The organism is Streptomyces sp. NPDC096048 (genome assembly GCF_044763415.1).
Classification (GTDB): domain Bacteria; phylum Actinomycetota; class Actinomycetes; order Streptomycetales; family Streptomycetaceae; genus Streptomyces.
Genome location: NZ_JBIWGG010000006.1, coordinates 78077 through 103664, shown reverse-complemented (window position 1 = coordinate 103664; position 25588 = coordinate 78077). Strand labels below are relative to the sequence as shown.

Annotated in this window: 19 protein-coding genes, 1 tRNA gene and 1 riboswitch; of the genes, 17 read left to right on the top strand and 3 right to left on the bottom strand. The window is 71.3% G+C overall.

The window, feature by feature from the left end; translation table 11 throughout:
- Window positions 1–301: 301 nt before the first annotated feature.
- Window positions 302–3835: a transcription-repair coupling factor gene (gene mfd / locus ACIQ6R_RS17605; RefSeq protein WP_404222299.1), complete on the top strand. Its 3534-nt coding sequence runs from the start codon at window positions 302–304 to the stop codon at window positions 3833–3835.
- A gap of 135 nt (window positions 3836–3970) precedes the next feature.
- Here the strand turns inward: mfd and ACIQ6R_RS17600 are convergent, their stop codons facing one another.
- Window positions 3971–4165 carry an antitoxin gene (locus ACIQ6R_RS17600; protein WP_404222296.1) on the bottom strand — a complete coding sequence of 65 codons (195 nt, stop codon included), beginning with the start codon at window positions 4163–4165 and terminating at the stop codon, window positions 3971–3973.
- A 135-nt stretch (window positions 4166–4300) separates the two neighbouring features.
- Here ACIQ6R_RS17600 and ACIQ6R_RS17595 point away from each other — a divergent pair, with 135 nt between their 5' ends.
- From ACIQ6R_RS17595 to ACIQ6R_RS17530, 14 genes are all read left to right on the top strand, one after another.
- Window positions 4301–5071: an HNH endonuclease family protein gene (locus ACIQ6R_RS17595; protein ID WP_404222294.1), complete on the top strand. Its 771-nt coding sequence runs from the start codon at window positions 4301–4303 to the stop codon at window positions 5069–5071.
- Between the two features lie 224 nt (window positions 5072–5295).
- Window positions 5296–5985, top strand: coding sequence for a hypothetical protein (locus ACIQ6R_RS17590; RefSeq protein ID WP_404222292.1), 690 nt, complete (start codon window positions 5296–5298; stop codon window positions 5983–5985).
- A gap of 38 nt (window positions 5986–6023) precedes the next feature.
- On the top strand, window positions 6024–7514 hold the full coding sequence (gene pkaE / locus ACIQ6R_RS17585; protein WP_404176654.1) for a serine/threonine protein kinase PkaE: 1491 nt from the start codon (window positions 6024–6026) through the stop codon (window positions 7512–7514).
- 145 nt (window positions 7515–7659) lie between these two features.
- Window positions 7660–8307: a SurA N-terminal domain-containing protein gene (locus ACIQ6R_RS17580; protein ID WP_404175449.1), complete on the top strand. Its 648-nt coding sequence runs from the start codon at window positions 7660–7662 to the stop codon at window positions 8305–8307.
- 75 nt (window positions 8308–8382) lie between these two features.
- Window positions 8383–9378, top strand: a complete 996-nt coding sequence (locus ACIQ6R_RS17575) for a nucleoside triphosphate pyrophosphohydrolase (protein ID WP_404222290.1) — start codon at window positions 8383–8385, stop codon at window positions 9376–9378.
- Between the two features lie 170 nt (window positions 9379–9548).
- Window positions 9549–10880, top strand: a complete 1332-nt coding sequence (locus ACIQ6R_RS17570) for a cytochrome P450 (protein ID WP_404222287.1) — start codon at window positions 9549–9551, stop codon at window positions 10878–10880.
- 143 nt (window positions 10881–11023) lie between these two features.
- Window positions 11024–12049, top strand: coding sequence for a transglycosylase family protein (locus tag ACIQ6R_RS17565; protein WP_404222285.1), 1026 nt, complete (start codon window positions 11024–11026; stop codon window positions 12047–12049).
- Between the two features lie 182 nt (window positions 12050–12231).
- A riboswitch (cyclic di-AMP (ydaO/yuaA leader) is annotated at window positions 12232–12398 on the top strand.
- A gap of 3 nt (window positions 12399–12401) precedes the next feature.
- Window positions 12402–13142, top strand: coding sequence for a transglycosylase family protein (locus ACIQ6R_RS17560; protein WP_404222283.1), 741 nt, complete (start codon window positions 12402–12404; stop codon window positions 13140–13142).
- A gap of 259 nt (window positions 13143–13401) precedes the next feature.
- Window positions 13402–14691 carry a phosphopyruvate hydratase gene (gene eno, locus ACIQ6R_RS17555; protein WP_404175435.1) on the top strand — a complete coding sequence of 430 codons (1290 nt, stop codon included), beginning with the start codon at window positions 13402–13404 and terminating at the stop codon, window positions 14689–14691.
- Between the two features lie 213 nt (window positions 14692–14904).
- Complete coding sequence (locus ACIQ6R_RS17550; protein WP_404175432.1) at window positions 14905–15387, top strand: septum formation initiator family protein; 483 nt, start codon at window positions 14905–14907, stop codon at window positions 15385–15387.
- Window positions 15388–15436: 49 nt separating this feature from the next.
- A complete protein-coding gene (locus ACIQ6R_RS17545) occupies window positions 15437–15970 on the top strand; it encodes a DUF501 domain-containing protein (RefSeq protein WP_404222281.1) in 534 nt (177 codons plus the stop codon).
- Window positions 15967–16908, top strand: a complete 942-nt coding sequence (locus tag ACIQ6R_RS17540) for an exopolyphosphatase (RefSeq protein ID WP_404222279.1) — start codon at window positions 15967–15969, stop codon at window positions 16906–16908. Before ACIQ6R_RS17545 ends, ACIQ6R_RS17540 begins: the two co-directional genes overlap by 4 nt.
- A 419-nt stretch (window positions 16909–17327) precedes the next feature.
- Window positions 17328–18746 (top strand): NAD(P)/FAD-dependent oxidoreductase, encoded by a 1419-nt coding sequence (locus ACIQ6R_RS17535; protein ID WP_404175424.1) that lies wholly within the window; start codon window positions 17328–17330, stop codon window positions 18744–18746.
- Window positions 18747–18958: 212 nt separating this feature from the next.
- On the top strand, window positions 18959–20260 hold the full coding sequence (locus tag ACIQ6R_RS17530) for a class I SAM-dependent methyltransferase (protein ID WP_404222277.1): 1302 nt from the start codon (window positions 18959–18961) through the stop codon (window positions 20258–20260).
- Window positions 20261–20323: 63 nt separating this feature from the next.
- Here the strand turns inward: ACIQ6R_RS17530 and ACIQ6R_RS17525 are convergent, their stop codons facing one another.
- Together ACIQ6R_RS17525 and ACIQ6R_RS17520 are read right to left on the bottom strand one after the other, a co-directional pair.
- On the bottom strand, window positions 20324–22852 hold the full coding sequence (locus tag ACIQ6R_RS17525; protein WP_404222275.1) for an ABC transporter permease: 2529 nt from the start codon (window positions 22850–22852) through the stop codon (window positions 20324–20326).
- Window positions 22853–22896: 44 nt separating this feature from the next.
- Window positions 22897–23667 (bottom strand): ABC transporter ATP-binding protein, encoded by a 771-nt coding sequence (locus tag ACIQ6R_RS17520; protein ID WP_404175416.1) that lies wholly within the window; start codon window positions 23665–23667, stop codon window positions 22897–22899.
- A 405-nt stretch (window positions 23668–24072) separates the two neighbouring features.
- On the opposite strand from ACIQ6R_RS17520, the gene ACIQ6R_RS17515 reads away from it, so the two are divergent.
- Window positions 24073–24156 (top strand) — tRNA-Leu (locus ACIQ6R_RS17515).
- Window positions 24157–24329: 173 nt separating this feature from the next.
- Entirely contained in the window at window positions 24330–25505 is a 1176-nt protein-coding gene (locus ACIQ6R_RS17510) for a 4-hydroxybenzoate 3-monooxygenase (protein WP_404222273.1), read from the top strand.
- Window positions 25506–25588 lie beyond the last annotated feature (83 nt).

Here is a 25588-nt window from a genome sequence, read left to right as displayed (position 1 = left end):
CCTGAGGGGTCCCCTTTCGGCCGACCGACTCGGGTGGTGGGGTGGGCGCAGGCCGGGGGTCCAGGGGCGGAGCCCCCTGGTACGGCCACGATGACGCCGGCCACCACGCACCCGGCGTCATCCACAGCCCCCGGCGCAGGCGAGCGCGGCGTCGTACGCTGGACACCCCCGGCCGTCACACCGCCGGGTTACTCGTGTTGTCCACCCCAGCATGTTGTCCCTCCCAGCACCCGGACCCCCCGCACCCCCACCCCGCACCCTCACCCCTCACCCCGCACCCCAGGACGGAAGCGCCCCCTCCATGAGCCTGCACGGTCTGCTCGACGCCGTAGTCAAGGACACCGCCCTCGCGGAAGCGATCTCGGCGGCCGCAGACGGCAACCGCATGCACGTCGACCTGGTCGGCCCGCCCGCGGCCCGCGCCTTCTCGGTCGCCGCGCTGGCCCGCGAGACGGGCCGCCCCGTGCTGGCGGTGACCGCGACGGGACGCGAGGCGGAGGACCTGGCCGCCGCCCTGCGCTCCCTGCTGCCCCCGGAGGGCGTCGTGGAGTACCCCTCCTGGGAGACCCTCCCGCACGAGCGCCTCAGCCCCCGCAGCGACACCGTCGGCCGCCGCCTGGCCGTCCTGCGCCGCCTGGCCCACCCCCGCCCCGACGACCCCGAGACCGGCCCGGTCTCCGTCGTCGTCGCCCCCGTACGCTCCGTGCTCCAGCCGCAGGTCAAGGGCCTCGGCGACCTGGAGCCGGTCGCCCTGCGCTCCGGCCAGAGCACCGACCTGAACGCAATCGTCAAGGCCCTGGCAGCCGCCGCGTACGCGCGCGTGGAGCTGGTGGAGAAGCGCGGCGAGTTCGCCGTGCGCGGCGGCATCCTGGACGTCTTCCCGCCGACCGAGGAGCACCCCCTCCGCGTCGAGTTCTGGGGCGACGACGTCGAGGAGATCCGCTACTTCAAGGTCGCCGACCAGCGCTCCCTGGAGGTCGCCGAACACGGCCTGTGGGCCCCGCCCTGCCGCGAGCTGCTGCTCACGGACGACGTACGGGAGCGCGCCCGGGTCCTCGCCGAGGACCACCCCGAGCTGGGCGAACTGCTCGGCAAGATCGCCGAGGGTATCGCCGTCGAGGGCATGGAGTCCCTGGCCCCCGTCCTCGTGGACGACATGGAACTGCTGCTGGACGTGCTGCCCAAGGGCTCCATGGCGCTCGTGTGCGACCCGGAGCGGGTGCGGACGCGCGCTGCCGACCTCGTGGCCACGAGCCAGGAGTTCCTCCAGGCGTCCTGGGCCGCCACCGCGGGCGGCGGCGAGGCGCCGATCGACGTGGACGCGGCCTCCCTGTGGTCCATCGCCGACGTCCGGGAGCGCGCCCGCGAGCTGGACATGATGTGGTGGTCGGTCTCGCCCTTCGCCGCCGACGACGCGCTCGACGACGCCGACACCCTCAAGCTCGGCATGCACGCCCCCGAGACCTACCGCGGCGACACCGCCAAGGCGCTGGCCGACACCAAGGGCTGGCTCGCCGACGGCTGGCGCGCGGTCTACGTCACCGAGGGCCACGGCCCGGCCGCCCGCACCGTGGAGGTACTCGGTGGCGAGGGCATCGCGGCCCGTCTCGACAACGACCTCGGCACCCTCAGCCCCTCCGTCGTGCACGTCTCCTGCGGCTCGATCGACTACGGCTTCGTCGACCAGGCGCTCAAGCTCGCCGTGCTCACCGAGACGGACCTGACGGGGCAGAAGGCCGCCGGCCGCGAGGGCGCCCGGATGCCGGCCCGGCGCCGCAAGACCATCGACCCGCTCACCCTGGAGGCGGGCGACTACATCGTCCACGAGCAGCACGGCGTGGGCCGCTACATCGAGATGGTCCAGCGCACCGTGCAGGGCGCCACCCGCGAGTACCTGGTCGTGGAGTACGCCCCCGCCAAGCGCGGCCAGCCCGGCGACCGGCTCTACATCCCCACCGACCAGCTGGAGCAGATCACCAAGTACGTCGGCGGCGAGGCCCCCACCCTGCACCGCCTGGGCGGCGCCGACTGGACCAAGACCAAGGCCCGGGCGAAGAAGGCGGTCAAGGAGATCGCCGCCGACCTGATCAAGCTCTACAGCGCGCGGATGGCGGCGCCCGGGCACGCGTTCGGCGCGGACACCCCCTGGCAGCGCGAGCTGGAGGACGCCTTCCCCTACGCGGAGACCCCGGACCAGCTCACCACCATCGCCGAGGTCAAGGAGGACATGGAGAAGACCGTCCCCATGGACCGCCTGATCTGCGGCGACGTCGGCTACGGCAAGACCGAGATCGCGGTCCGCGCCGCCTTCAAGGCCGTCCAGGACGGCAAGCAGGTGGCCGTACTCGTGCCGACGACCCTGCTGGTGCAGCAGCACTTCGGGACGTTCAGCGAGCGGTACGCCCAGTTCCCGGTGAACGTGCGGGCGCTGTCCCGCTTCCAGACCGACACCGAGTCGAAGGCGACCCTGGAGGGTCTGCGCGAGGGCTCGGTGGACATCGTCATCGGCACCCACCGCCTCTTCTCCTCCGAGACCAAGTTCAAGGACCTCGGCCTGGTCATCGTCGACGAGGAGCAGCGTTTCGGCGTCGAGCACAAGGAGCAGCTGAAGAAGCTCAGGGCCAACGTCGACGTCCTGACCATGTCCGCCACACCCATCCCGCGCACCCTGGAGATGGCGGTCACCGGCATCCGCGAGATGTCGACGATCACCACCCCGCCCGAGGAACGCCACCCGGTGCTGACCTTCGTCGGCCCCTACGAGCAGAAGCAGATCGGCGCCGCGATCCGCCGTGAGCTGCTGCGCGAGGGCCAGGTCTTCTACATCCACAACCGCGTCGAGTCCATCGACCGCGCGGCGGCCCGGCTGCGCGAGATCGTCCCCGAGGCGCGCATCGCCACCGCCCACGGCCAGATGTCGGAACAGGCCCTGGAGCAGGTCGTCGTCGACTTCTGGGAGAAGAAGTTCGACGTGCTGGTCTCCACGACCATCGTCGAGTCCGGCATCGACATCTCCAACGCCAACACCCTCATCGTCGAGCGCGGCGACAACTTCGGCCTCAGCCAGCTCCACCAGCTGCGCGGCCGGGTCGGCCGAGGCCGGGAGCGCGGCTACGCGTACTTCCTCTACCCGCCGGAGAAGCCGCTGACCGAGACCGCGCACGAGCGGCTCGCCACCATCGCCCAGCACACCGAGATGGGCGCGGGCATGTACGTGGCGATGAAGGACCTGGAGATCCGCGGCGCGGGCAACCTGCTCGGCGGCGAGCAGTCCGGCCACATCGCGGGCGTCGGCTTCGACCTGTACGTGCGGATGGTCGGCGAGGCCGTCGCCGACTACCGGGCCTCCCTGGAGGGCGGTGTGGAGGAGGAGCCGCCGCTGGAGGTCAAGATCGAGCTGCCCGTCGACGCGCACGTCCCGCACGACTACGCCCCCGGCGAGCGGCTGCGGCTCCAGGCGTACCGGTCCATCGCCTCCGCCAACAGCGAGGAGGACATCAAGGCCGTACGCGAGGAACTCGTCGACCGCTACGGCAAGTTGCCGGAACCGGTGGAGAACCTGCTACTGGTCGCGGGGCTGCGCATGCTCGCGCGGGCGTGCGCCGTCGGCGAGATCGTGCTCCAGGGCAACAACATCCGCTTCGCGCCCGTGGAGTTGCGCGAGTCCCAGGAGCTGAGGCTCAAGCGGCTCTACCCCGGAAGCCTCATCAAGGCGGGCGCCCACCAGGTCCTCGTACCCCGTCCGAAGACCGCGAAGGTGGGCGGCAAGCCGCTGGTCGGGCGCGAGTTGCTCGGCTGGGTGGGGGAGTTCCTGACCTCGATCCCGGGTGCGTAGCCACCGGCTCGCCCGCTGAAGAAGCCGTCCGAGAAGCCGTCCGAGGAGCGGAGCCGTCCGAGAGCCGTCCGAGAAGCCGCCCACGGGGACAGGCCCGTGGGCGGCTTCGAGGTGTTCGAGGTGCGGGAGTGCGCGTTACTGCTGGTCGGGGCCGCCCCGCTCGCGCCCGAAGCCGAGTTTGCCCTCGACCTGCTGCTGCGCGGCGTCGACCTGCTTCTCGTGCTTGCCACCGGTCCTCTTGTTGACCTGTTGCTCGGCGGCGTCGGACACCTTCCTTGACCTGTCCTTGTCCTTGCCGGCCATGCTCTTCATCTTGTCGAGGATGCCCATGCAGAGCTCCTTCCGAGACGTGACTCACTGTCGACCGTACGACAGATATGCCCCACATGCCCAATAAGGACCACTATGGTCTGGACCTCTTCGTCGCTACGGTGATACCGGCGAACGGCAAGGGGAGGGGCGCGCATGAGGCGGCACAGCAGGATCCGTACCGGACGGGCCGCGGTCGCGGTCCTCGCTCTGACCCTGGTCACCGGATGCGAGGGCACCGAGGGCGACGGCACCTCGTCCTCGGGCGGCGGCGCCGAGGCACCGGCCGCGGGACAGGCCGTCAGTCCGCTGCGCAACCCGGACGGGACCGGCCCCGGCCTCGCCCCGGTCACGGGCGACACGGACGAGGCGACGGCCCGGGGGCTCATCGAGGGCCTGAAGACCAAGGGGCGCGGGCCCAGGACGGGGTACGACCGCGACGAGTTCGGCTACGCCTGGATGGACTCGGCCGACGGCGTGCCGCTCGCCCGGAACGGCTGCGACACGCGCAACGACCTCCTGCGGCGCGACGGCCAGGACCTGCGCTTCCGCTCCGGCTCCGACTGCGTGGTCGTCGCCATGACGCTGGACGATCCGTACACCGGCACGACCATCGAGTGGCGCAAGCAGGAGGCGAGCGAGGTCCAGATCGACCACGTCGTCCCGCTGTCGTACAGCTGGCAGATGGGCTCCTCGCGGTGGCCGGAGAACAAGCGCGAACAACTCGCGAACGACCCGCTCAACCTGCTCCCCGTCCAGGGCCGCGCCAACTCCGCCAAGGGCGATTCGGGGCCGGCCTCCTGGCTTCCGCCCGCCAAGCCGGTCCGGTGCGCGTACGCCGTCCGCTTCGCGCAGGTCGCCGCCAAGTACGAACTGGCGGTGACCGCACCGGACCGGCAGACGATGTTGCGGCAGTGCGGCGGCTGAAGCCGGCACCGGGGCGCCGGGTGAGGGCGGCGGTCAGAAGGGGGAGGTACGACGGGCTCACGGACGGCACGGTGTCACCCGGTCGATGACCTGCTGGTGATCGGTACGGCAACGGTTCGGTACAACCGGGGACCACTGTCGGCCCCGGCCTATACGCTCGGACTTTCACGCCGAACGGCCCGTTCGCCCGTTCGGCACGTCGGCATCATCGTCCAGGAGCAGTCATGTACGGCAACAGCGCTGCCGGGCCGCCGCCCTCCCGCGGGGCGGCCACCGTCATCATCCTGCGCGTGCTGTTCGCCGCCGCGGGGTTCCTGACGTGCGGTCTGCTCGCCTGCGTCCCGCTGTTCCGGATCGCCGTGCTGCGCGGCCGCGGGCTCGACTGGACCGTGGCCTGGCTGAGCCTGCCGGCGTCCATCGGCTGCCTCGCCGTGGTCGGTTCGCTGCCGGAGAGCGACCGCCGGACGGACGTCGCCATGGCCGCCCTGCTGCTGATCGGAGCGGCGGCCAGCGCGTACTTCCTGGTGTTCGACATACGCCTGCACGCCGTACCGCGGCCGTTCACCGGCTTCCCCCCGCCGCCGGGGGCCCCGGTCGCCCACTACGGCCCGACGCACCCCGCGGGACCGTACGCGCCCACGCTCGTACCGCAGTCCCCGCACACCTCGGCCCCGCACCCCGCCCACCCCGGCTTCCAGACGCCCCGGCCCCCGACGCCCCGAGCGCCGGTCTCCCAGGCACCGGTGGCCCAGACGCCCGTGCCCCAGACGCCCGTGCCCCAGGGCCCCGCCCCCACCCCGCCGCCCCAGCACCACGCCCCCGCCCGCATCGACCAGGTCCGCGCCGAACTCGACGAGCTCAGCGACTACCTGCGCAAGCACGACGGCAACGGCGGCCACGAGGGCGGACGGTGACCGTGGCGACCGGACGTGTCGTCGCCGACCGGTACGAGCTGTCCACCCTCATCGGCCAGGGCGGCATGGGCCAGGTCTGGACGGCGTACGACCGGCGGCTCGACCGGCGCGTGGCGGTGAAGCTGCTGCGCCCCGACAAGGTGGCCGGCCAGGAGGCCGACGAACTGCGCCGCCGGTTCGTGCGCGAGTGCCGGGTGACCGCGCAGGTCGACCACCCCGGCCTCGTCACCGTGCACGACGCGGGCAGCGAGGGCGAGGAACTCTTCCTCGTCATGCAGTACGTCGACGGCGCCGACCTCTCCGACCACCTCGCCGAGCACAACCCTTACCCCTGGCAGTGGGCGGTCGCGGTGGCGGCCCAGCTGTGTGCCGTACTGAGCGCCGTGCACGCCGTGCCGATCGTCCACCGCGACCTCAAGCCGCGCAACGTGATGGTCAAGCAGGACGGCACCGTCACCGTCCTCGACCTCGGCGTCGCCTCCGTCATGGACGCCGACACCACCCGCCTCACCCACACCGGCACCCCCATAGGCTCGCCTGCCTACATGGCGCCCGAGCAGGCGATGGGCGGCGCGGTCGGCCCGTACACCGACCTGTACGCACTCGGCGTACTCCTGCACGAACTGCTCAGCGGAGACGTCCCGTTCGCCGGCTCCACCGCCCTCGGCGTGCTCCACCGGCACCTGTACGAACCGCCGCTGCCCGTGCGCCGCATCCGCCCCGAGGTCCCCGAGGCGCTCGAAGCCCTGGTCCTGCGCCTGCTCGCCAAGGACCCCCAGCACCGCCCCGCCTCCGCCCAGGAGGTCTACGAACACCTGGCCCTGCTGCTGCCCGCGCGCGGCATGCCCACCGGCGGGCCCCTCGACCCCACCCGCCCCTTCGTCCGCCCGCACGCCCCCTGGCCCGACCGCGCCCGCACCCCCGCGCCCCAGCCCGCCCCCGTACCGCCCGTCGCCGAGGCCGAGAGGCCGGACGTCGCCCGCGCCGTCGACGACGTCAAGCGCCTCCTCGGCGAGGGCCGCATCACCCAGGCCGTCGACATCCTCGGCGCCATCCTGCCCGCCGCCGCCGAACAGCACGGCGAACGCTCCCCGGTCGTCCGCACCCTGCGCAAGCAGTACGCCGCCACCCTCATGGACGACGGCCAGTACCGGCGCGCCCTGCCCGAGCTGCGTCGCCTCGCCGACGAACGCGCCGCCGAGGCGGGCCAGGCCGACCCGCAGTCCCTGCGCCACCGCTACGACGCCGCCCAGTGCCTGGAACAGCTCGGCGAACCGGCCGCCGCCCTCGCCGAGTACCGCACGCTGCTGCCCTACTACGAGAACCAGTACGTCGCCGGCGACCCCGACCTCGCCCACGACGTCCGCCGCCGCATCGGCCACCTGCTCCTCGCCCTCGGCGACCGCGCCGCCGCCCACGAGACGCTGGCCCGGCTGCTGCACGACGTGGAGCGCGTCCACGGCCCCGGCCACCCGCTGGCGGCCGAGATCCGGCGCACCCTCCAGTGGCTCGGCCAGGTACGCGGCTGACGGCCACCACCCCGGCCGGGGCGCGGCGGTGCCCGAAGTCCTGGTGAATCGTTGGTCGAATGGGTTGGCCAGAGCCGGGCCACTGCCTACCATCGATCATCGCAAGACTTTGTGCACCGTCGCACAATCTCCTCGGGAGGTCTCCTTGCACCGCCGCCGTCGCACCGCGCTCCTCCTCACCGCGGCGATCGCCGCCGCGGCGCCCCTGCTCACCGCCTGCGGCAACGACGCGCATCCGGGCGCGGCGGCCGTCGTCGGCGACCAGCGGATCACCGTCGCCCAGCTGGAGAACCGCGTCGACGAGGTACGCGAGGCACAGCGGGCCGCCGTCCCCGACGACGCCCAGTACCAGCAGGTCGTCGCCCGGACCGGCACCCTCACCCGCGACACCCTGCACGGCATGGTCCTCGACCGGGTCCTGCACCGCGCCGCCCAGGACGCGGGCGTGAGCGTCAGCCGCAGGGAGGTGCAGGAGATGCGCGGCGGCCTGGAGGAGCAGGCAGGCGGCGCCAAGGAGCTGGAGACCGTCTGGCTGCAGCAGTACGGCGTCCCGCCCGAGCGCCTCGACGACAACCTCCGCCTCCAGCTGGAGGCCCAGAAGCTCGCCGAGAGCCTCGGCACCGACACCAGCCGCCCCGAGTTCTGGCAGGCCCTGTCCAAGGCCTCCAAGAAGCTCGACGTCGACCTCAACCCGCGCTACGGCGCCTGGGACGTACAGAAGAGCAGCCGCGTCGACACCAAGGTGCCGTGGGTGCGGGAGATCACGGCCGCGCGGACCCAGCAGACGGCGTAACGGTCCTGCGGGGGCGCTCCGCCGCCCCTGTGGACAACTCACGGGGCCGTCCGCCGCGTGCGTTACGTTCTGATCGTGAACGCAACCACCGCCGACACCGCTCCCGGCACCGCCCCCGACCCCGGCCGCGTCGTCCTGCTCACCACCAGCCACCGCGTCGCGCCCGGCCTGCTGTCCTGGCCCGCCTGGCAGGCCCTGCGCACCGCCGACCGCGTGCTGTGCGCCGACGGCGCGCACCCGCAGCTGCCGTATCTGCGCGAGGCGGGCCTACGGGTCGACGAGACGGCCCCCACCGCCGAGGAGCTGGTCGCCGCCTGCGCCGGCGGTCACACGGTGGTGGTCGTGGCGACCGGTGAGGGCGACCCCGCCCTCACCGACGGACTGGCCCGTCTCGCCGGGTCGGGCCGGGTCCGGATGCCGGACCTGGAGTTGCTCCCCGCCTCCTACGACCTGCCGGGCGCCCGCCTGCTCGACCTCGTCCAGGTCATGGACCGCATCCGCGTGGAATGCCCGTGGTCCTCGCAGCGCACGCACAAGGGCCTGGCCAAGTACGCCATCGAGGAGGCGTACGAGCTCGTCGAGGCGATCGAGGACGGCGACCGCGACGAACTGCGCGAGGAACTGGGCGACGTACTCCTCCAAGTCGCCTTCCACGCCCGCATCGCGGAGGAGGACCCCGACGCGCCGTTCTCCATCGACGACGTGGCCGGCACGATCGTCGCCAAGCTGATCCACCGCCACCCGCACGTCTTCGGCGACGAGACGGCGACCACCCCCGAGGAGGTCAGGGAGCACTGGCTGCGCACCAAGGCGGCCGAGAAGCAGCGCACCTCGGTCACCGAAGGCGTCCCCCTCGGCCAGCCCGGCCTCGCCCTCGCCGCCAAGCTCGCCTCCCGGGTGCGCACGGCGGGCCTCCCGGTCCCGCTGCCCTCCGGCGAGGGCATCGGCTACGAACTGCTGGCCCTGGCGGCACGTGCCGAGGCCGACGGCACGGACCCGGAGGCGGCACTGAGAGCGGCGGCACGGGCGTACCGGGACGCGATCATGGAGACGGAGCGCGCCGGTGGCTGAGACCGGTGCCGTCCGGGTCCGCTGAGGATGGGCCACCGGCGCCCGCTCCGGTCATCTTCGGCGTCCGCTCCGGTCGTCTCCGGCGTCCGCTCCGGTCGTCCCCGGTGCCCGCTCCGGTCGTCTCCGGCGTCCGCTCCGGTCGTCTCCGGCGCCCCGGATACGGTCAAGGGGTGACCGACCACTCCACGCCCGACCGCCCCGCCCCCGAGCTCTTCACCTGGGAGTTCGCCAGCGACCCCTACCCCGCCTACGCCTGGCTGCGCGAGCACGCCCCGGTGCACCGGACGCGGCTGCCCAGCGGTGTGGAGGCCTGGCTGGTCACCCGGTACGCCGACGCCAAGCAGGCCCTCGCCGACCCGAGGCTGTCCAAGAACCCGGCGCACCACGACGAGCCCGCGCACGCCAAGGGCAAGACCGGCATTCCGGGGGAGCGGAAGGCCGAGTTGATGACCCACCTGCTGAACATCGACCCGCCGGACCACACCAGGCTGCGCCGGCTGGTCAGCAAGGCGTTCACGCCCCGCCGGGTCGCCGAGTTCGCGCCCCGGGTGCAGGAGCTCGCCGACGACCTCATCGACCGGTTCGCCGGCACCGGGTCCGCCGACCTGATCCACGAGTTCGCCTTCCCGCTGCCCATCTACGCCATCTGCGACCTGCTCGGCGTTCCCCGTGAGGACCAGGACGACTTCCGGGACTGGGCGGGGATGATGATCCGCCACGGTGGCGGCCCGCGGGGCGGGGTCGCGCGGTCGGTGAAGAAGATGCGGGGCTATCTCGCCGACCTCATCCACCGCAAGCGCGCGGCGCTGCCGCCCGAGCCCGGCCCCGGTGAGGACCTCATCTCCGCGCTCATCCGCGCCTCCGACCACGGTGAGCACCTCACCGAGAACGAGGCGGCGGCGATGGCCTTCATCCTGCTCTTCGCGGGTTTCGAGACCACGGTCAATCTCATCGGCAACGGCACGTACGCCCTGCTCACCCACCCCGAGCAGCGGTCCCGTCTGCAAACGTCCCTCGCCGCCGGCGAGCGCTCCCTGCTGGAAACCGGAGTGGAGGAACTCCTGCGCTACGACGGTCCGGTGGAGCTGGCCACCTGGCGCTTCGCCACTCGGCCGCTCACCATCGGCGGGCAGGACATCGCGGCCGGCGACCCCGTCCTCGTCGTCCTCGCCGCCGCCGACCGGGACCCGGAGCGGTTCACTGACCCGGACACCCTGGACCTCTCCCGCCGGGACAGCCAGCACCTCGGGTACGGCCACGGTATCCACTACTGCCTGGGCGCCCCGCTCGCCCGGCTGGAGGGACAGACCGCGCTCGCCACGCTCCTGACCCGCCTCCCGGATCTGCGCCTCGCCGCGGACCCGGCCGAACTGCGCTGGCGCGGCGGGCTCATCATGCGCGGCCTGCGCACCCTGCCCGTGTCGTTCACCCCGGCCCCGTCGTCGGCCGAGTCATCGGTCACGCGGTCGTCCGACAACGGTTCGTCGCCGACGCAAAAGTGACACGCGCTCAGCTCTGTGATCTTCACGTGATCTGCGCGGCATGAACTTGTGACAAGCGATCATCTGCCTATACGTTCACGAACCAGCGTGGCGCCGAGCATCGTCCGCCGCGCGTTCCCCGTTGTCTCGTGAAAGGTCGTCGCATGCTCTCCGGGAACGGTCGTCACCGCCGCCCCCGCCAGGCTCCCGCCCTGGTCGTCGCAGCCGGAGTGACCGGCTCCGCCATCGCGATCCCGCTTCTCGGCGCCACCGGCGCCCACGCGGCGGACGGGGCGAACTGGGACCGCGTCGCCGAGTGCGAGACCGGCGGTGCCTGGAGCCAGAACAGCGGCAACGGGTACTACGGCGGCCTGCAGCTCTCCCAGGACGCCTGGGTGCGGTACGGCGGTCTGGAGTACGCGCCGAGCGCCGATCAGGCCAGTCGCTCCCAGCAGATAAGAATCGCCGAGAAGCTGCGCGCGGACCAGGGCATCGCCGCCTGGCCGACCTGCGCCCTGCTCGCGGGCATGGGCAACGACTCGGCGTCCACGGACAACGGAACGGGTTCGACGGGTGACGGCGCGTCGGCGGAGCCGGAGGTGTCGGGCACGACCGAGTCGTCCGGCACGACCGAGTCGCCGGAGCCCACCTCCGGCGCACCCTCTTCGTCCCCTTCGCCGTCTTCGCCGTCTTCGCCCTCTTCGGCTCCCACGTCTGACTCCATGTCGGACAGTGGGGACGATTCGACCAAGTCCGACACGTCCCCCGACACCCAGTCCACGGAGAGTGTCGGCTCTCAGGGCGCCGACGCTTCACCCACGGCCTCTCCGGAGGTCGACGAAACGGACAAGGCAGGGCAGGGCGGCGGGAATTCGGTGCTCACCGACCCCGAGGACTCCGGCGCGGGCCGGCATCGTGGCGACAGTGCCGACGAGGGTGTGGCGGGCGGCCGCGCGGCCGAGTCGTCGGGGCGGCACGCCTCCCGCGGTGAGGGCGAGTCGCGAGAGGTCGTGGACGGCTCGTACACCGTCCGTTCCGGCGACAGTCTCTGGGGCATCGCCGACTCCCTTGAGGTCGACGGCGGGTGGCGCTCGCTGTACGCCGGCAACAAGGAGGTCGTCGGCATCGACCCGGACCACATTCTGCCCGGTCAGACGCTCACGGTCACGGGCGAATCGGGCGAAAAGTAGGGGCAGTTCGCGTCACGGTTCGAGACTGTATGTCCGTTTTGGATCACGTGAGAGATAGGTCTCAGAAGCCGTGATCGTCTTTGAAAATCCGCGGAGTGCGTGTCTACGGTCGTGACCGCTCGCCATCGCGGGCCCCGGCTGCCGCAACGCCGAATCCTGCCAGCGGCCGTCCGGGAACAGTCGTCGCGCAAGCGCCGAAGGCAGGAGCGGGGGACCCAAGGTAAGTGCCGCACCGGGCAGTTGAGCCGGAGCGGCTAGGGGTGGAGCCGAGTTCCGCGAGGAACCCGGCCGGGCAACTCAACCGGCCCGAACCCGACAGCTCACCTCGCAGGCGTCGGTGAGGGGATCAACCATGCTGTTTTCCGGCAAGGGCAAGCACCGCCGCCCGTCCAAGGCCACCCGTGTCATCGCCGTCGCCGGCGTCACCGGTGCCGCCGTCGCCGCCCCGCTGATGGCGGCCGGCAACGCCTCCGCCGCCACCGCGTCCGAGTGGGACGCCGTCGCCCAGTGCGAGTCCGGCGGCAACTGGTCCATCAACACCGGCAACGGTTACTACGGCGGTCTGCAGTTCTCCGCCTCCACCTGGGCCGGCTACGGCGGCACGCAGTACGCCGCCACCGCCGACCAGGCCAGCAAGGCGCAGCAGATCGAGATCGCCGAGAAGGTGCTCGCGGGTCAGGGCAAGGGTGCCTGGCCGGTCTGCGGCACCGGCCTGTCGAGCGCCGCGTACACCGGTGGCGGCTCCGGCGAGAGCCAGGACAGCGGCTCCTCGCAGAGCTCCGGCAGCTCCGAGAGCTCGCAGAGCGAGAGCAGCGGCTCCACCGCCGACCGCTCCTCCGAGCAGAAGGCCTCCCGCTCCGACGAGCGCCCGGCCGCCGAGCCGAAGGCCGAGAAGAAGACCGTCACCACCCCGACCGGCAAGAAGGTCGAGAAGGGCGACGGCGAGTACAAGGTCGTCAAGGGCGACACCCTCAGCTCGATCGCCGAGGAGCACGACGTCAAGGGCGGCTGGGCGAAGGTGTTCAAGCTGAACGACGACATCGTCGACGACGCCGACCTGATCTACCCGGGCCAGCAGCTGCACCTGAAGTAAGCGGCGGCTCCCGCGACTCCCGCCCCGGTGCGTGTTCCCCCGTACGCACCGGGGCGGGATTTTTACGCCCGCATCCCGAACGGGTTTCCGGAAACGTCTTTGTTCCGTTCGGAAACAATTTACTCTCGGTTCTGTCCAGCGGGTGGGCGATCGGCTGGCCGATCGCCCGGAGCCGGTTAGGCTCGGTCCCGCAGAGCCGCTGCGGTCCCGCGGGACCCGCGCGTCACACCGAAGCGTCACATTGAAGAAGGAGATGCTCGTGCCGTCCATCGACGTCGTCGTAGCCCGGGAAATCCTGGACTCCCGAGGCAACCCCACGGTCGAGGTCGAGGTCGGCCTCGACGACGGCAGCACGGGTCGTGCCGCCGTCCCGTCCGGCGCCTCCACCGGTGCCTTCGAGGCCATCGAACTCCGTGACGGCGATGCCAACCGTTACCTGGGCAAGGGCGTGGAGAAGGCCGTCCTCGCCGTCATCGAGCAGATCGGCCCGGAGCTCGTCGGCTACGACGCCACCGAGCAGCGCCTGATCGACCAGGCCATGTTCGACCTGGACGCCACCGACAACAAGGGCTCGCTGGGCGCCAACGCCATCCTCGGCGTCTCGCTCGCCGTCGCCCACGCCGCCTCCGAGGCCAGCGACCTGCCGCTCTTCCGCTACCTGGGCGGTCCGAACGCGCACCTGCTGCCGGTGCCGATGATGAACATCCTGAACGGCGGGTCGCACGCCGACTCGAACGTGGACATCCAGGAGTTCATGATCGCCCCGATCGGCGCGGAGTCCTTCTCCGAGGCCCTGCGCTGGGGCGCCGAGGTCTACCACACCCTGAAGAAGGTCCTGAAGAGCAAGGGCCTGGCCACCGGTCTCGGCGACGAGGGCGGCTTCGCCCCGAACCTCGGCTCCAACCGCGAGGCCCTCGACCTCATCCTCGAGGCGATCAAGGAGGCCGGCTACACCCCCGGCGAGCAGATCGCCCTCGCGCTCGACGTGGCCGCGTCCGAGTTCTACAAGGACGGCTCCTACGCCTTCGAGGGCAAGAACCGCACTGCCGCCGAGATGACCGAGTACTACGCCGAGCTGGTCGAGGCGTACCCGCTGGTCTCCATCGAGGACCCGCTGTTCGAGGACGACTGGGACGGCTGGAACACCATCACCGCCAAGCTCGGTGACAAGGTGCAGCTCGTCGGCGACGACCTCTTCGTCACCAACCCGGAGCGCCTGGCCCGCGGCATCGAGGAGAACTCGGCCAACGCCCTGCTCGTCAAGGTCAACCAGATCGGTTCGCTGACCGAGACCCTGGACGCCGTGGAGCTGGCCCAGCGCAACGGCTTCAAGTGCATGATGTCCCACCGCTCCGGCGAGACCGAGGACGTCACCATCGCCGACCTGGCCGTCGCCACCAACTGCGGCCAGATCAAGACCGGCGCCCCGGCCCGCTCCGAGCGCGTCGCCAAGTACAACCAGCTGCTGCGCATCGAGGAGATCCTCGACGACGCCGCGGTGTACGCCGGCCGCAGCGCGTTCCCGCGGTTTCGCTCTGCGAACCAGTAGGCACAGCGCTCTGCGAACCAGTAGGCACAGCGCACTGCGAACCAGTAGGCACAGCGCTCTGCGAACCAGTAGGCACAGCGCTCCGCGAGCCAGTAGGCGCGGCAAGGGCTGAGCGCCACCCGCCGGTAGGCAGCGTCGTACGTACGTCCCCGTACTCGGTCCCGTACCGTGTGCGGGGACGTACGCACGTGTGGACTGAAGGCGGGGACAGACATGGCGGTGAAGGACCGGGACCGTTTCTCCACCGCGACCAGGATCCGGATCATCGGGGAGCAGACCGCGGCCCGGGTCTACCGCTCGCAGACCAAGCGCCAGGCCCGCCGCTCCCGGCTGACCGGCCGGGCCGCGCTGCTCGCGATGGTGCTCTGCTCGCTCGTCGTGGCGCTCGCCTATCCGATACGGCAGTACGTCGCCCAGCGCGCCGAGATCGCCGATCTCCAGCGGGAGCGGCAGGAGACCCGGGACCGGGTCGAGGACCTGCGCGACCTCAAGGCACGCTGGCAGGACGACGCCTACGCCGAGCAGCAGATCCGGCTGAGGCTGCACTATGTGATGCCGGGGGAGACGGGATTCGTCGTCGTCGACCCGGACGCCGCCAAGCAGGCCCGTGCCGAGGCCGGCGGGGCCGACCGCCCCTGGTACCGGAACGTCTGGGACGGCGTCGACAAGGCCGACGCCGCCGCCCGCCGGCCGTGAACCGACCGCGCCGGCAGTGACTCAACAGGAAGACCAGCAGAAGACAGTCATGCAGACTCCCCCGCCGACCACCCCGCGCACCGAGCCCACCGACGCGGACGTCGAGGCCTTCAAGCAGCAGCTCGGGCGCCCTCCGCGCGGCCTGCGCGCCATCGCGCACCGCTGTCCGTGCGGACAGCCGGACGTCGTGGAGACGGCGCCGCGGCTGCCCGACGGCACGCCCTTCCCCACGCTGTACTACCTGACCTGCCCGAAGGCGGCCTCCGCGATCGGCACGCTGGAGGCGAACGGCGTGATGAAGGAGATGACCGAGCGCCTCGCCGCCGACCCGGAGCTGGCCGACGCCTACCGCGCCGCGCACGAGGACTACATCCGGCGGCGTGACGAGATCGAGGAGCTGGCCGGCTTCCCGAGCGCGGGCGGCATGCCCGACCGGGTCAAGTGCCTGCACGTCCTGGTCGCCCACTCGCTGGCGGCCGGTCCCGGCGTCAACCCGCTGGGCGACGAGGCGATCGCGATGCTGCCGGAGTGGTGGCGCAAGGGGCCGTGTGTGGCGCCCACCGACCAGGGGGACGCCCAGTGACCCGTGTCGCCGCCATCGACTGCGGTACGAACTCCATCCGGCTCCTGGTCGCCGACGCCGACCCGGCGACCGGTGAGCTGACCGACCTGGACCGCCGCATGACCATCGTGCGGCTCGGTCAGGGCGTCGACCGGACCGGCCGGCTGGCCCCCGAGGCGCTGGCGCGGACCTTCGCGGCCTGCCGCGAGTACGCCGAGGTCGTCAAGGAGCACGGCGCCGAACGGCTGCGCTTCGTGGCGACCTCCGCCTCCCGCGACGCGGAGAACCGGGACGACTTCGTACGCGGGGTGCTGGACATCCTCGGCGTGGAGCCGGAGGTCATCTCGGGCGGCCAGGAGGCGGAGTTCTCGTTCACCGGCGCCACCAAGGAGCTGGCGGGCCGCGACCACCTCGACAAGCCGTACCTGGTCGTCGACATCGGCGGCGGCTCGACCGAGTTCGTCGTCGGCGGCGACCACGTGCGCGCGGCCCGCTCCGTGGACGTCGGCTGTGTGCGGATGACCGAGCGGCACCTGGTGAACGGCGGTGCGGTGACCGACCCGCCCACCGCCGAGCAGGTCGCGGCGATGCGGGCCGACATCGAGGCGGCCCTGGACCTCGCCGAGCAGACGGTGCCGCTGCGCGAGGCGCGCACGCTGGTCGGGCTGGCCGGCTCGGTGACGACGGTGTCGGCGATCGCGCAGGAGCTGCCGGAGTACGACTCGGCCGCCATCCACCACTCGCGTGTCTCCCGCGACCGGGTCCGGGAGATCACCGACTGGCTGCTGCGCTCCACGCACGCCGAGCGCGCGGCCGTTCCCTCCATGCATCCGGGGCGCGTCGACGTGATCGGAGCGGGCGCGCTCGTCCTGCTCTCGATCATGGAGCGGACGGGCGCGGAGGAGGTCGTCGTGAGCGAGCACGACATCCTCGACGGCATCGCGTGGTCGGTGGCGTAGGCGCCGGCGGTCGCGGTCTGAGCAGGACGTACGACGATTGAGCGGGTGTCGAGGGGTCCTTCGGGGCCCCTCGGTGACATCCCGTCGGGAAACTTCGTGAAGTTCTTCACAAGGAATTGGGCCCTGTGGGACGACGAAAGCGCGCCGGTTGACCCTTTTGGGGTTTCAACTGCCCTTTGAACATGTTCAGGACGGTGCTTCGGAGGGGTCTCCGGGAGGCATCCGGAGGGGGTGGTCCACCGTCCGCGGAAGTGCGGAGGAGCAGCTCACGCGGCATTGACAACGGGGTGCACTACACGCTGGTTCCACTCTCCGCCATGATCTCCGTCACGTGGGTCGCGGATGGTAGCACAGCCCCCACCGAAGCTTGTGAAGGGGCGCACGAACCACCCCCCTCAAGCGGGTGGATACTCGATGGCATGAGCACCACGGAGCGTCCCAGGATCCTCGTAGTAGGCGGTGGGTACGTAGGCCTGTACGCAGCTCGACGCATCCAGAAGAAGATGCGTTACGGCGAGGCGACCGTCACCGTCGTCGACCCGCGGTCGTACATGACCTACCAGCCCTTCCTCCCCGAAGCCGCCGCCGGCAACATCTCCCCGCGGCACGTCGTCGTCCCCCTGCGGCGCGTGCTTCCGAAGGCGGAGGTCCTCACCGGCCGGGTCACCACCATCGACCAGGACCGCAAGGTCGCCACGATCTCCCCCCTGGTGGGCGAGGCGTACGAGCTGCCCTTCGACTACCTGGTCATCGCCATGGGCGCGGTCTCCCGCACCTTCCCGATCCCCGGCCTCGCCGAGCAGGGCATCGGCATGAAGGGCATCGAGGAGTCCATCGGCCTGCGCAACCACGTCCTGGAGCAGCTCGACAAGGCCGACTCCACCACCGACGAGGAGATCCGCCGCAAAGCGCTCACCTTCGTCTTCATCGGCGGCGGCTTCGCCGGCGCGGAGACCATCGGTGAGGTCGAGGACATGGCCCGCGACGCGGCCAAGTACTACAAGAACGTCTCCCGCGAGGACATGCGCTTCATCCTCGTGGACGCCGCCGACAAGATCCTCCCCGAGGTCGGTCCCAAGCTCGGCCAGTACGGCAAGGAGCACCTCGAGGGCCGCGGCGTCGAGGTCTACCTGTCCACCTCCATGGACTCCTGCGTCGACGGCCACGTGGTGCTGAAGAACGGCCTGGAGGTCGACTCCAGCACCATCGTCTGGACGGCCGGCGTCAAGCCGAACCCGGCGCTGACCCGCTTCGGCCTGCCGCTGGGTCCCCGCGGCCACGTCGACTGCGAGCCGACCCTCCAGGTCAAGGGCACCGACTACATCTGGGCCGCGGGCGACAACGCCCAGGTGCCGGACCTCGTCGGCCGCAAGGCGGGCAACGAGAACGCCTGGTGCCCGCCGAACGCCCAGCACGCGCTGCGCCAGGCCAAGGTCCTCGGCGACAACGTGATCTCCGGTATGCGGGGCTTCCCGCAGAAGGACTACAGCCACGCCAACAAGGGCGCGGTGGCGGGCCTCGGCCTGCACAAGGGCGTCGCGATGATCGTCATGGGCAAGATGAAGATCAAGCTCAAGGGCCGCCTCGCCTGGTACATGCACCGCGGCTACCACGGCATGGCGATGCCGACCTTCAACCGGAAGATCCGCGTCTTCGCGGACTGGACGCTCGGCATGTTCCTCAAGCGCGAGGTCGTCTCCCTCGGCGCGATGGAGACCCCGCGCGAGGAGTTCTACGAGGCCGCCAAGCCGGCGCCGGCCGCCGCGCCGAAGGCCGCCGACAAGGGCGAGCAGGCCGCGAAGTCGGAGAAGTCCGAGGAGAAGGCCAAGGCCTCCTGACCTCCGGTCGCCTCCAGCAGTAGTCCCCCGAAGGGGCCGCCCGCCATCCGTGGTGCGGGCGGCCCCTTCGCGCTGCGCCGACGGGGCGAAAAACCTCGTGGTGTGTACAGGTACTTTGCCCAGTCGTAACGCGCGCCGGGGACTGTACGGCGGGCTCCCAGGTGTTTACGTGGTGTTGGACATTCCGGGATCGCTCGTCACGGAGGTACGCCATGGCTGACGCCGCGCTGCGGCTGCAGAGCCTCTTCGAACAGTTGCTGGGAGCACCACTCCCGGTGCGCATCCGCGCCTGGGACGGTTCGCAGGCGGGGCCGCCGGGCGCGCCGACCCTCGTCGTCCGCAACCGCAGGGCCCTGCGCCGCCTGCTGTTCAAGCCGGGCGAACTGGGCCTGGCCCGGGCCTGGGTGGCCGGTGACCTCGACGTGGACGGCGACCTCTACGCCGCCCTCGGTCTCCTCTCCGGTCTCCTCTGGGAGCGCGACGAGGACGCCCGCGGCCTCGTCGAGGCGCTCCGCGACCCCGAGGTCCGGGCCGCCGTACGCGGCCTGGTCAGGCTCGCCGGGCCGCCGCTGCCGCCCGCCCCGCCGCCGGAGGAGGTCCGCCGGGCCCGCGGCCACCTGCACACCAAGCGCACCGACAGACGGGCCATCAGCCACCACTACGACGTCGGCAACGACTTCTACGAGCTGGTCCTCGGTCCGTCCATGGTGTACTCCTGCGCCTACTGGCCGGCCCTCCCGGCCGAGGGCGGCACCCTGGAGGACGCCCAGCGCGACAAGCTCGAACTGGTCAGCCGGAAGCTGGGCCTGAGTCCCGGTCAGCGCCTCCTCGACGTCGGCTGCGGCTGGGGTTCCATGGCGATCCACGCGGCCCGCGAGCACGGCGTGCACGTCGTCGGCGTCACGCTGTCCCAGGAGCAGGCCGCGTTCGCCCGCAAGCGCGTCGCCGACGAGGGGCTCACCGACCGGGTGGAGATCCGCGTCCAGGACTACCGGGACGTCGCCGACGGGCCGTACGACGCCATCTCGTCCATCGGTATGGCCGAGCACGTCGGCGCCGAGCGGTACCTGGAGTACGCCGTCGACCTGTTCAAGCTCCTCAAGCCGGGCGGGCGGCTGCTGAACCACCAGATCGCCCGCCGCCCCCGGCGGGACGAGACCGCCTACCACGTGGACGAGTTCATCGACGCCTACGTCTTCCCCGACGGCGAACTGGCCCCGGTCGGCACCACGGTCACCCAGCTGGAGCGCGCCGGGTTCGAGGTGCGTGACGTGGAGTCGATCCGCGAGCACTACGCGCTCACCCTGCGCCACTGGGTCGCCAACCTGGAGTCCCACTGGGCGGCGGCCACACGGCTGGTCAGCCCCGGCCGCGCCCGTGTCTGGCAGCTGTACATGGCCGCCTCGGCGCTCGCCTTCGAACGCAACCGCATCGGCGTCAACCAGGTCCTCGCCGTGAAGACCCCCGAGCCGGGCGGCTCCGGGATGCCGCTGCGCGCCCGCACCTGGAACTGACCTCCGAGCGCACGGCGAAGGGCCCCGCTCCCTGCGGAACGGGGCCCTGTCCACACGTACCGGCTACTCGGCCTTGATGGCGTCGAGCATGTTCAGGCGGGCCGCCCTGCGGGCCGGCCACAGCGCCGCCAGGACGCCCACCACGGCGGCCAGCAGCAGGAAGACGCCCATCCGGCCCCACGGCAGGACCAGTTCGTACGTCGCCATCGTGGTGCCCATCAGCTCACCGGCCGCCCAGCCGAAGAACACGCCCAGGCCGATGCCGAGCACCCCGCCGAACAGGGAGATCACCAGGGACTCCAGGCGGACCATCCGCTTGATGCCCTTGCGGTCCAGGCCGATCGCCCGCAGCATCCCGATCTCCTGGGAGCGCTCGAAGACCGACATGGCCAGGGTGTTGATGACACCGAGGACGGCCACGATCACCGCCATGGCCAGCAGGCCGTAGAGCATGTTCAGCATCAGCGTGAACATCTTCGCGATCTCGTTGGAGATGTCCTTCTTGTCCTGGATCTTGATCGCCGGGTTGGTGTCCAGCGCCTGCGTCAGACTGTCCTTCGCGGCCGCCGAGGCCCCGTCGGACATCTTCACCATCACCTGCATGTCGACCGGGTCCGACAGGTGCGGGGTGACGGTCGGAAGGTCGACCATGATGCCGCGGATCATCTCGTTGCCCTCGTAGACACCGGCGACCGTCAGCCGCTGCTTCTCGCCGTCCTCGTAGGAGGCGGTGAAGGCGGAGCCGGCCTTCCAGCCGTGGTCCTCGGCGGTGTCGGCGTCCACGACGACGTCGGTGCCGCCGACCTCGAAGGCGCCCTGCTCGACCTTGAGGTCGGTCAGCTCGCCGATGGTGGAGCCGTTGACGCCGGTGAGGTACTCGGTCTCCCCGTTGATACGGGACTCCGCGTTGCGCAGCGGGCTGATGGCGGTGATCCCGTCGGCCTTGCCGAGCTTCTCGGCGACGTCCGGGGCGAGGTGGTTGCCGTTGGCCATGGAGACCACGTAGTCGGCCTCGATCGACGCCGACGCCATCTTGTCGATCGACTTCTGCAGGCTGCCCGCCATCACCGTCATGCCGGTGATCAGGGTGAGGCCGATCATCAGCGCGGAGGCGGTGGCGGCGGTGCGGCGCGGGTTGCGCACCGAGTTCTGCCGGGCGAGCTTGCCCGAGACGCCGAACACGCGCAGCACCGGAGCCGCTGCGGCGATCAGCGGGCGGGAGAGCAGCGGCGTCAGGATGAACACGCCGATGATCAGCAGCACCGCGCCCAGGCCCATCGGGGCCTGCCCGTCGGAGCCGCTCATCGTCGTGGCCGCGAGGACGACCGCGACACCGGCGGCCGAGACCAGCGCGCCCAGCGTGTTGCGCAGCACCAGCGACTTCGTCGTGGCCTTGGCGTGCACGCTGCTCATCGCCGCGACCGGCGGAATCTTCGCCGCCCGGCGGCCGGGCAGCCACGCCGCCAGCATGGTGACCAGGACGCCGACCGCGAGGGCCGTGACGATCGTGCCGGGCGAGACCACCAGCGGCCCGTCGGGCACGACCGCCCCCATCGAGTCCATCAGGGAGCGCATCCCGGCGCCGATGCCGATGCCCGCGAGCAGGCCGGTCACCGCGGCGACGACACCGACCACGAACGCCTCGATCAGCACCGACCGCGTGACCTGCCGGCGGGAGGCGCCGACGGCCCGCATCAGGGCCAGCTCCTTGGTGCGCTGGGCGACCAGCATGGTGAAGGTGTTGGCGATGATGAACGTGCCGACGAACAGCGCGATGCCGGCGAAGACCAGCAGTCCCTGCTTCATGCCGCTCATCGACGAGGCGATCGTCTCCGCCTGGTCGTCGGCCAGTTCCTTGCCCGTGGTCGTCTCGACGAGGTCCTTCGGCAGCGCCTCGTCCAGCTGCGCCTTCAGCGCGGCCTGCGTGACACCGGCCTTCGCCTTGACGTCGATCTCGTCGTACGTGCCCACCTTGCCGAACAGCTTCTGCGCGGTCGCCGTGTCGAACAGGGTGAGGCTGCCGCCGGCCGCGACGTTGCCGTCCTCGGTGGTGAAGACGCCGACGACCTTCGGGGTGATGACCGGGCCGTCCACGGACATCCGCACGGTGTCACCGACGCCGTAGCCGGTGCGCTCGGCGGTCTCGGAGTCGATGAGGATCTCGCCGGCGCCCTTCGGGGCGTGCCCGTCGGTCAGCGGGTACCGGGGGTCCTCGGCGCCCCAGTAGTTGCCGCCCTGCGTGCTCCAGCCGTCGCCGATCAGGTCGCCGTCCTTGTCGGCGACGGCGGTGAACCCGGTCACCACGCCGATGGCGGAGGCCGCGCCGGGCACCTTCGCGCTGTCGTCGAGGAGGGCGTCGGTCAGTTCGGGGGCCTCGCCGACCTTGTCGCCCTTCGCCTCCTGGTACTCGGTGGTCACGGCGACGTCGACCTGGTCGAAGCCCTTGGCGGAGCTGTTCTGCAGGGCGTCGGAGATGGTGTTGGTGAAGACCAGGGTGCCCGACACGAACGCCACGCCGAGCATCACGGCGAGCACGGTCATCAACAGCCTGGCCTTGTGCGCGAATACGTTGCGCAAGGCGGTACGGAACATGGGTCTTCTCTGTCCAGACGTACGGGGGAGAGGCGGGCGGGACGTCAGCTGGTGCGGCCCTTGGCGTCGAACTGCTTCATGCGGTCCAGCACCGAGTCGGCCGTCGGCCCGTACATCTCGTCGACGACGCGCCCGTCCGCGAGGAAGACCACCCGGTCCGCGTAGGCGGCGGCCACCGGGTCGTGGGTCACCATCACCACGGTCTGCCCCAGCTCCCGCACCGAGTTGCGCAGGAAGCCCAGCACCTCGGCGCCCGAGCGGGAGTCGAGGTTTCCGGTCGGCTCGTCACCGAAGATGATCTCCGGCCGGGAGGCCAGCGCCCGCGCCACGGCCACGCGCTGCTGCTGGCCGCCGGAGAGCTGGGAGGGACGGTGGCCGAGCCGGTCGGACAGTCCGATCATGCGGATCACTGAGTCCAGCCACTGCTTGTCCGGCTTGCGGCCCGCGATGTCCATCGGGAGGGTGATGTTCTCCAGCGCGGTCAGCGTCGGCAGCAGGTTGAACGCCTGGAAGATGAAGCCGATCTTGTCCCGGCGCAGCTTGGTCAGCTGCTTGTCCTTCAGGGAGCCCAGTTCCGTCTCGCCGATGCGCACCGAGCCGGAGGAGAAGGTGTCCAGCCCGGCGACGCAGTGCATCAGCGTGGACTTGCCGGAGCCGGAGGGGCCCATGATCGCGGTGAACTCGGCCTGCCGGAAGTCGACGGAGACCCGGTCCAGGGCGACCACCTGGGTCTCGCCCTGGCCGTAGATCTTGGAAAGCTCCGTGGCGCGTGCGGCCACGGTGGTGGACCGGTCGGCGATGGGTGCGGTGGTCACGGGAAGGGTGCTCCTGTCGGTACGGCGTGTGTTCGGGGACGTTCTCCATCCTTCCGGCCGTACGGCGGCGTGTAGTCAGCCGCTGTTCCGGTTTCGAGGGGCGACTTCGGTCGGACGGCGCGGGCCGGTGTCATACCTGCGGATGACGGGCGACCCCGACGGGCCCGCCGCGGAGCCGCCGGCGCGAGAACGGGGCGGGCGCCCTTGTAGAGACGGTGAAATTCCGTCATTCCGCATGCGTGGCCGACCCACGCACGCGAGGGTGTTGGCGAGTGTGGATGGCCTGTCCCCGGAGCTGATGCCCCCTCAGGCGCCAATAAAATAAGACAACATCGGTCCGCCCGCCCGCTGTTCGAGGGGGGCGTCCCGATAGGCTCGGGGCACTCGACGCGGAGCCCATGGCCTGCCCGGATGGTGGAATGCAGACACGGCGAGCTTAAACCTCGCTGCCCCCTCGGGGGCGTGCCGGTTCAAGTCCGGCTCCGGGCACTTCCGAGGTCGTCGATCCTCCGGAACTTCCCCTCGAACCGTTGACAGCGGGGTGCGCGCGGCCGGAAACTCCTCCCGGTAATCGGTGAAGGAATTTTCACTACGCGAACAACCGCTGTGCGAACACCAGCGAACCTCCTCGCGGCAACGACGCCAATCGAAGGGAACGACCGATGCGCACCACCGTCGGCATCATCGGGGCCGGCCCCGCCGGACTCCTCCTCGCCCGGCTGCTGCACAACGCCGGGATCGACTCGGTCGTCCTGGAGAGCCGCGACCGCGCCTACGTCGAGCGGCGGCAGCGCGCCGGAATCCTGGAGCAGGGCACCGTGGACGTCCTGCGCGCGGCCGGGGCCGGGGAGCGGATGGACCGGGAGGGGCTGCCCCACGACGGCATCGAGCTGCGCTTCGACCGGCGACGCCACCGCGTGGACTTCCCCGCGCTCACCGGCGGCAGGTCCGTCATGGTCTACGCCCAGACAGAGGTCTGCAAGGACCTCATCGCCCTCCAGCTCGAGGAGGGCGGCCGGCTGCTGTTCGAGGCCGAGGCGCTGGCCGTGGAGGGCGCCGAGACCGACCGCCCACGCGTCCGCTTCCGTCAGGGGGGCGCCGAGGATGTCCTGGAGTGCGACTACGTCGTCGGCTGTGACGGCTTCTGGGGCGTGGCCCGGGCGGCGGTCCCGGCCGGACTGAGCCGCACCTTCGAACGGACGTACCCCTTCGGCTGGCTCGGCGTCCTCGCCGACGTCACCCCCTCGCACGACGAGCTGGTCTACGCCCGCCACGACCGCGGCTTCGCCCTGCTCTCCATGCGCTCCCCGTCCGTCTCCCGCCTCTACCTCCAGGTGCCCGCGGACACGGACGCCGAGAGCTGGAGCGACGAGGAGATCTGGGCCGAGCTGGAACGCCGCTTCGAGACCGACGACGACTGGGTCCTGAACCGGGGCCCGATCACCCAGAAGTCGGTCACCCCCATGCGCTCCTACGTCCACGAGCCCATGCGGCACGGCCGCCTCTTCCTGGCCGGTGACGCCGCGCACATCGTGCCGCCCACCGGCGCCAAGGGCCTCAACCTCGCCGTCGGCGACGTCGTCACCTTCGCGCGGGCGCTGGCCCACCGCACCGGGACCGGCTCCGACGAACTCCTCGACGCCTACTCCGCGACCTGCCTGCGCCGGGTCTGGCAGGCCGAGCGGTTCTCGTACGACATGACGACCCTCCTGCACCCCGCCCCCGACGCCACCCCCTTCGAGAACCGGCTCCAGCTGGCCCGCCTCGACCGGATCGTCTCCTCCCGCGCCGCCGAGACCGACCTCGCCGAGGCGTACACCGGTTTCCCGATCGGGTGAACGGACACCCGCCCGCCTGCCCCCGCCGGTGAGGGGAATCACGGTTCCGCGTAGCGTGTTGTCCGGCAGGAGCAGGGAAAGAT

Coding starts and splice junctions, on each gene's coding strand:
- ACIQ6R_RS17550 (WP_404175432.1), top strand. CDS start 14,905: ATGGCGGTGAAGGACCGGGACCGTTTCTCCACCGCGACCAGGATCCGG.
- ACIQ6R_RS17545 (WP_404222281.1), top strand. CDS start 15,437: ATGCAGACTCCCCCGCCGACCACCCCGCGCACCGAGCCCACCGACGCG.
- ACIQ6R_RS17590 (WP_404222292.1), top strand. CDS start 5,296: ATGTACGGCAACAGCGCTGCCGGGCCGCCGCCCTCCCGCGGGGCGGCC.
- ACIQ6R_RS17600 (WP_404222296.1), bottom strand. CDS start 4,165: ATGGGCATCCTCGACAAGATGAAGAGCATGGCCGGCAAGGACAAGGAC.
- ACIQ6R_RS17565 (WP_404222285.1), top strand. CDS start 11,024: ATGCTCTCCGGGAACGGTCGTCACCGCCGCCCCCGCCAGGCTCCCGCC.
- ACIQ6R_RS17535 (WP_404175424.1), top strand. CDS start 17,328: ATGAGCACCACGGAGCGTCCCAGGATCCTCGTAGTAGGCGGTGGGTAC.
- ACIQ6R_RS17530 (WP_404222277.1), top strand. CDS start 18,959: ATGGCTGACGCCGCGCTGCGGCTGCAGAGCCTCTTCGAACAGTTGCTG.
- ACIQ6R_RS17510 (WP_404222273.1), top strand. CDS start 24,330: ATGCGCACCACCGTCGGCATCATCGGGGCCGGCCCCGCCGGACTCCTC.
- ACIQ6R_RS17560 (WP_404222283.1), top strand. CDS start 12,402: ATGCTGTTTTCCGGCAAGGGCAAGCACCGCCGCCCGTCCAAGGCCACC.
- mfd (WP_404222299.1), top strand. CDS start 302: ATGAGCCTGCACGGTCTGCTCGACGCCGTAGTCAAGGACACCGCCCTC.
- ACIQ6R_RS17525 (WP_404222275.1), bottom strand. CDS start 22,852: ATGTTCCGTACCGCCTTGCGCAACGTATTCGCGCACAAGGCCAGGCTG.
- ACIQ6R_RS17595 (WP_404222294.1), top strand. CDS start 4,301: ATGAGGCGGCACAGCAGGATCCGTACCGGACGGGCCGCGGTCGCGGTC.